The following is a 5,845-nucleotide window of genomic DNA, read 5'->3' on the forward strand; positions in this document are numbered from 1 at the left end:
CGCTTTGTACTGCGCGCTCCAGGCGATTTGGCCGGTGGGGTCGGTCAGTTCTTGTGGCGTGCCGAGGTGGTCGCACTGGTACCAGGCCAACACGTCAATCGGCAGCGCTTGCGGGGTGTGGGTCCATAGCGGGTCCTGGTCGATGTCGTAGGCGCCGGTGTAACTCGGTTGGGCCAGCAGGCGCATCGGCTGGTGGCGCAGGGCCTGGGCCACGGGGACGAAGGTGCCGGGTTCGTAGAGGTAGTGGACGGTTTTGCCGCTCGCGCCGTCGGCCTGCGCGGGGCTGCTTTCCCAGGCGAGGGTGTCGCCGTCCCAGCCGAATAAGGTGAAGCCGCACCCCAGTTCCCGCTGTTTGCGCGCCTGTTCGTTGCGGTTCCACTGCGAGCCGGCTTCTTCATCTTCGGGTGTACGCGATGAACTGCCCCTGAATGATCATAAGTTTCTTCCCATGCTCGTACTTGACCAGTAGCAGGAGTGAACTCTGTAACATGAGATCGCCCTCCCGTAGGCACAGCTGTTCTGGCCAGTACTTCTTTATCGCAAACCGTTACCATTAAAACGCCAAAACAGTAAAATTTTATATTTCACTTAGATAACAAAATACTACGCGACTTCTCCAGCACTGAACGCAATATTTCTTGTGTTTCTTCCGAAACACCCAAATCACTCATAAGATCTACCGAACGAAACATTGCATCAAAAATTAAAGATATTTTTCCTTTTCCATCTCCACCCTTAAACTCATCATGAGGGATATTTAACCTAAATTCTAAATTTTTTTTATTTTTTGATTTTTTGGCAATTTCCGGAAAGCCAGACGTGAATTTCTCTGACAAAATAATTGAAATAAACGACCACTCATCAATCTTATCGGGAATTGATAGCTGCCCCAAAATATTGTTTACGATCGGTTCAATCAGATTTCTTGCGACATGTTCACCATCGCTGACATCCGCATCTACCTCACCTGACATCCACAATCTCATCACAAACTCCTAATAATCACTTTTATTCAAGCGAGGGCGAGCCCCGGCATTGTTATTTTTGTACTCAAGAATCTTCCTATGCTGCAAACAATGCATCTCTCTTTTGGATCCCGCAACCTCCGGGCGCATAACTGCATTTTCAGTATCCAAATAACTCTTTGTATAGCAAGCTTTGCCTAGAGTTGTTTCACCATACCTTAGGATTTCATTTGCTTTTTGTCTCGAGGAGTACAACCAATGGCTGACAACTTACTAGCTAGGATATTACCATGTTCTTTTGTACATGAATCGTCATCGCAAGGACATGTCTGCACAGGGACTTCACCATTGTCAAAAAATACTAACTTCTTATTCAAGACCTTCAAAATTAATTGCTAAATACTTATTCCCTGGAACTATCAGAACAGAACTATGATCAACAACCAATTCAAAAAAATGGGCACCAGCACGCATAATATGACATCTTGCCCCAGCAGTCGGCAACCCAACCTTCCGCCGAGCCTTATATCCAATGACAAATTCTGCAATATAACTCCAGCCTCCGGCCTTTTCCTGAAAACATGTTGCAATGATTGTGCGGAGTCTTTGGTTGTTGACGATCCGCTCAGTTGAACGACTGACGCCTAAGAGCGTGAACAACCTTGCATACACTGAACAGCCTAACTTTAAATAATATGGTGCGAATCGGAACCCATATCTTTTTAAGCACTACAGCCCAACCCAGAAACCTCGAACTTTTTATAGCCCGCAGGGTATACGCAATATTTAGCCACACCCCATACAAACCTCTTAAAATCAGACTATTTAGCAGTACTTTGTACGCACACTCAAGATTGAAATGGAAGCATCTTTTGCTTCAATTTTTTTATCACCGCGTTCATTACTTCAAGCGGACATATATGTTCACTTGAATATATACTGCATGACATCATATCTTCTGGGTAACCAAACTCAGCATAGACCTCTTGAAGCTTACAGACTTTTTCATCCAAACTATCACTGGACGACGCGATACTCAATAAATGTGCCAATCGCCATTTATCTAGACTTTCAACTTGGTCATCACTCTTTATTTCACGCAAAATTAAACTTTCAAATTCTTTTTCATCTAAATATCTACCTCCTGCAAGAATAGCAACATTTTCGCTAAACTCTCCGGCCTCAAGCAGGCTAATTGCATAATCATAAACATTCTCCCTGCTTACCCATCCTCGATTAAAACCTAGCCATATACAGGACCAATCTAACAATCCGAGCTCAATCAAAACTTTAAACGGCTCCATATTCAACCCCCCTACTTTTTTAGCACCTGATTGGGCCGCCCAGTGCCCTACCCCCCGGGATAAAACGTCGATGGGTTACACTATCACCATCTACTATCCACTCAAAAACACCTGCAACCCCATTATTACTGCCTTCAATCTTTCTATGCTGTTTTCATTCCAACTAGCTCAACAGTAACTCCATTAACAGAGTAGGCACTGCTGCCCCCCCACCGCCATCGAGAAACTACCTGTACAGCGGGTAGCTGAATTTATGGCCGACTCCGACAATGGGTTTGCACTTCAGGTCGGTCCCGATAAAAGCGTTAAGTGCGACTTTTCCGGGGGTGATGGAGTCGCGCAAACAGATGATGTCTTTCATTGCCACTTAACGCCTCTAAATTTCGCATACTAAAAATATAAAGCACTCTATACATTATTCAGATAGCCTTACGGCGCTCCCATTTTTCTTCACTATTACGCCAGACATTCACTCCATCAATCTTAGGAATTCCGCCTTCCACATTCAAAATGTATTGGTAACGCTGACTAATACCTTTCTTTCTTTTAGTTTCAACCGTCCATTCCGCACCGGAACTATTCACACTATCAATTAAAACCGCCTGATCATATTCAGATGGCCGCCCAGTACCTAAGGTTTCGAGTCGAGCAGCACCAATAGTATTCAAGCTTTTCGCACTAAGATTTTCTGAGAATATTTCAAGCAACCGTGCTTTCGCATCAGCATCAGCACGGCATCTGTATTCAGTATTATGTTTGTATTGGTCGCTTTTTTTTGCAGCATGAAAGCCAGCCTCCCACACAACCATCTGATTTATGAATGTTTGAACTCTCTCTGCAGGTGACATTGATTTCATCTCCGTTTCAACAGTTGCAAGAACATGGATTAAGAAATATCCGAGACTCAGTATTTCCGTCAACTCGGGCTTGGTACAGAATTGAATGAGGTCGGGTTGATCCTTCATCGTATTGCGGGACCACACGAACAATTACGTTACTGCCGCGTCTCACTGATTCTGCGATGTCACCTTCGAAGTCACGAAATTCTCCACGATTGACGCTAGGAGCCTGTGGAAAAATATTACTTTTGCCACCACTTCCACCAAGTCGATTTCCTATTGCATGGCCCGCATCATCGCCTTCACAGCCTAAATTTCGAGCGAATATTCGTGAACTCGAATTTGTACTTGTTCCTTTACCTAAATCTTCAGTACGTATTTTTGCTGTTGCACTTTTCAAAGAGCCATTTTCGTTGTGACGATATTTTGCACGTAAGTTTGAACCACGAAGACCCAGCGGATCAACCCACCCCACCGGATTCGGCGCATACGCATATAGATTCAGCCCACCCGCATAGCTGATCGGGTCTTTGCTGACAAACCGCCCCAACCCGTGGATCATAGTACCTATACCGATTGTAGTGCAGCCCTGTTTCGTGATCGTGGTATTGCCCCTGAAACCTGATCGGGTTGGTCAGGCCTTGGCGTTGTGCCCAGTCCGAGCGTTGTTCTATGACTTCTTCCCCGCTTTGTACTGCGGGCTCCAGGCGATTTGGCCGGTGTGGTCGGTCAGTTCTTGTGGCGTGCCCAAGTGGTCGCACTGGTACCAGGCCAGCAGGTCAATAGGCAGCGCTTACGGGGTGTGACTCCACATCGGGTCTTGGTCGATGTCGTAGGCGCCGAATAACTAACTCGTCAGCAAATTTCGTCCACTGCCCAATTCTCCAATCAAAGCCAACTTAAAATCTCTTTACCGCTGACCAAACTACATTTTTCGAAGGACAAAATTCCACGCCCTTAAATCACCCTCCCGACGCCTTAAATACCTCAGAACAAATCAGTGTATCGCTATCCTTATATATTTAAAAAGATCTGGCCCCGACTCACCAGGAAGAACAAGTCTCTTAAAGCTAACAGGCCTGCCACTATCCTCCACAAAAAAAGAAGACAGATCCGCATTCTCTCTTGAGTCCAACTCTTCAAATAAAAACGGCATTTTACTTTTTCGAAGATATGCATTCACCCCACCTGAAACCACTTTAACTCTTGAGGTATCAACAATCAATACGCTAATCTTGCGCCACAAAGCAAAAAAACTAATGACTTGCAATATATCAAAACCTTAAATCACCAAACATGTCAAATTCATAATTTCTATCTTTAGAAATAAGCACCATCCCACCAAAAATAGGAATGCGCGAAGTGACTCTACCTCTTTCTACATATCATGGGAAAAAGCTCATACTCGACATTATCAGCCGTGCAATAGTATTTATCATACAAAGCGGAATTTAAAATTCCAAACGCACAGCCTGAATCTTCGCTTTATGAAAGCAAGTAAAAATTTATTCAAGCCTCAAAAGATCATTCATCTAACTCGACGCGAAGTCATACCTTTCGCCAATAGAGCCTCTCTTGATGTAGATTGAATAACTGATATTTGTACCCCCGGCAAAGCCTCATCAAGGTTCGCTTTGTAAGGTGACTCTAAAAGGAAGTTTCAGGTACTAAAAAGAGACACATGAAATCACTACTGAAGTGACAGCCATTTTGCAAAACGCCATCTTTCTCATCTCGGATTTCGATATTTAATTTCTAAGCAAGGTATCCGTGAAACAGAGTAATATTATTTTTGACACCGACCGGATTGTAGCGACTCACAACAGTTACATCGACCCGGTCAACTGCTCTGTATGGACAGGAGCTACGTTGAGCTCCTTGTAGCGCCCTCAGTCATCAGGGTGCGTATTTTAATCAGTTCTTTTTCAAGAATTTTCATGTCGGGTGGTATTTTTTTTGCTGCTTTAGATTTCAACCATGCGGCTTCTTTATGCTTGAGAAGCTCTATCCCCTCATCAGTAAAATCATTTCTATAGTAATGGCGATCGATTAAATTACCATCATTATCAAAAGCTGTTACTGTAAGTAATCCATTATCGAAAAAAAAACGCCTAAGAGCCGTAAGCATGCGCCTCACAATAACTTGCGACTCAAGATCAGGAACTATATTTCCGTTCTCATCCATTATTTTATAAGCCGCCACTATGGACTCTACAGTCCCCCACACTGAATAATTGTGGTTCATTTCAAGGTATCCTCACGATTTCAGAAACGCCATTCACTGGAATTAAATCTCGAGTTGTTCTATCACGTATAAATACCCCTCCCTCTGTGTGAATATTGATTTCCTTCTCTATTTGTTTCGTTTTATCGGCGGTCGGACTGGTCACCTCAAAGGTCTGCGCCTTACCATCCTCGATAACGACTGTATCAACACGACGCCTTTCTTCTGAAATAGGATCCTTAACAGACTTCCCAGATGCGTCACGTAGATAACACTCACATTGGATTGTCGCGTCAGGGTACTTCTCCCTTATCCTTGCATTAAATTCTTGATGGCGACGATCCCCCTCAACTGCGTTTTTGATTCGCGCCAACCCCAACGCATCAACCCACCCCACCGGATTAGGCGCATACGCATATAGATTCAGCCCACCCGCATAGCTGATCGGGTCTTTGCTGATAAAGCGTCCGACCCGTGGATCATAGTACCTATACCGATTGTAGTGCAGCCCTG

The 5,845-nt window shown here is 44.5% G+C and carries 6 protein-coding genes and 2 pseudogenes; all 8 read right to left on the reverse strand.

Going from position 1 to position 5,845, the window contains the following annotated elements; genetic code table 11:
* Window positions 1–396 (reverse strand): annotated as a pseudogene (locus BKD70_RS23930) (RHS domain-containing protein); the annotation flags it as partial.
* A 188-nt stretch (window positions 397–584) separates the two neighbouring features.
* Window positions 585–986, reverse strand: a complete 402-nt coding sequence (locus BKD70_RS23935) for an Imm44 family immunity protein (RefSeq protein ID WP_052892170.1) — start codon at window positions 984–986, stop codon at window positions 585–587.
* An 827-nt stretch (window positions 987–1,813) separates the two neighbouring features.
* Window positions 1,814–2,269: a DUF2247 family protein gene (locus BKD70_RS23945; RefSeq protein WP_047306949.1), complete on the reverse strand. Its 456-nt coding sequence runs from the start codon at window positions 2,267–2,269 to the stop codon at window positions 1,814–1,816.
* 419 nt (window positions 2,270–2,688) lie between these two features.
* Window positions 2,689–3,234 carry an NTF2 fold immunity protein gene (locus tag BKD70_RS00040; RefSeq protein WP_047274956.1) on the reverse strand — a complete coding sequence of 182 codons (546 nt, stop codon included), beginning with the start codon at window positions 3,232–3,234 and terminating at the stop codon, window positions 2,689–2,691.
* Window positions 3,134–3,508, reverse strand: coding sequence for a DNA/RNA non-specific endonuclease (locus BKD70_RS25560; RefSeq protein WP_080960797.1), 375 nt, complete (start codon window positions 3,506–3,508; stop codon window positions 3,134–3,136). The genes BKD70_RS00040 and BKD70_RS25560 overlap by 101 nt, the downstream gene beginning before the upstream one ends.
* Window positions 3,509–3,553: 45 nt before the next feature.
* Window positions 3,554–3,943: pseudogene (locus tag BKD70_RS25260) on the reverse strand (RHS repeat-associated core domain-containing protein); the annotation flags it as partial.
* Between the two features lie 1,029 nt (window positions 3,944–4,972).
* Window positions 4,973–5,353: a hypothetical protein gene (locus BKD70_RS00045; RefSeq protein WP_047274958.1), complete on the reverse strand. Its 381-nt coding sequence runs from the start codon at window positions 5,351–5,353 to the stop codon at window positions 4,973–4,975.
* Window position 5,354: 1 nt separating this feature from the next.
* Window positions 5,355–5,845: RHS repeat-associated core domain-containing protein (locus tag BKD70_RS25265; RefSeq protein ID WP_256541985.1), on the reverse strand; the 491-nt coding region annotated here is incomplete at its 5' end.

It is taken from the genome of Pseudomonas sp. BS-2016 (genome assembly GCF_001806145.1).
Lineage (GTDB): Bacteria > Pseudomonadota > Gammaproteobacteria > Pseudomonadales > Pseudomonadaceae > Aquipseudomonas > Aquipseudomonas lundensis.

What these genes read in the sequence shown, in the direction of transcription:
- BKD70_RS00040 (WP_047274956.1), bottom strand. Translation starts at nt 3,234, where the DNA reads ATGAAGGATCAACCCGACCTCATTCAATTCTGTACCAAGCCCGAGTTG.
- BKD70_RS00045 (WP_047274958.1), bottom strand. Translation starts at nt 5,353, where the DNA reads ATGAACCACAATTATTCAGTGTGGGGGACTGTAGAGTCCATAGTGGCG.
- BKD70_RS23945 (WP_047306949.1), bottom strand. Translation starts at nt 2,269, where the DNA reads ATGGAGCCGTTTAAAGTTTTGATTGAGCTCGGATTGTTAGATTGGTCC.
- BKD70_RS23935 (WP_052892170.1), bottom strand. Translation starts at nt 986, where the DNA reads ATGAGATTGTGGATGTCAGGTGAGGTAGATGCGGATGTCAGCGATGGT.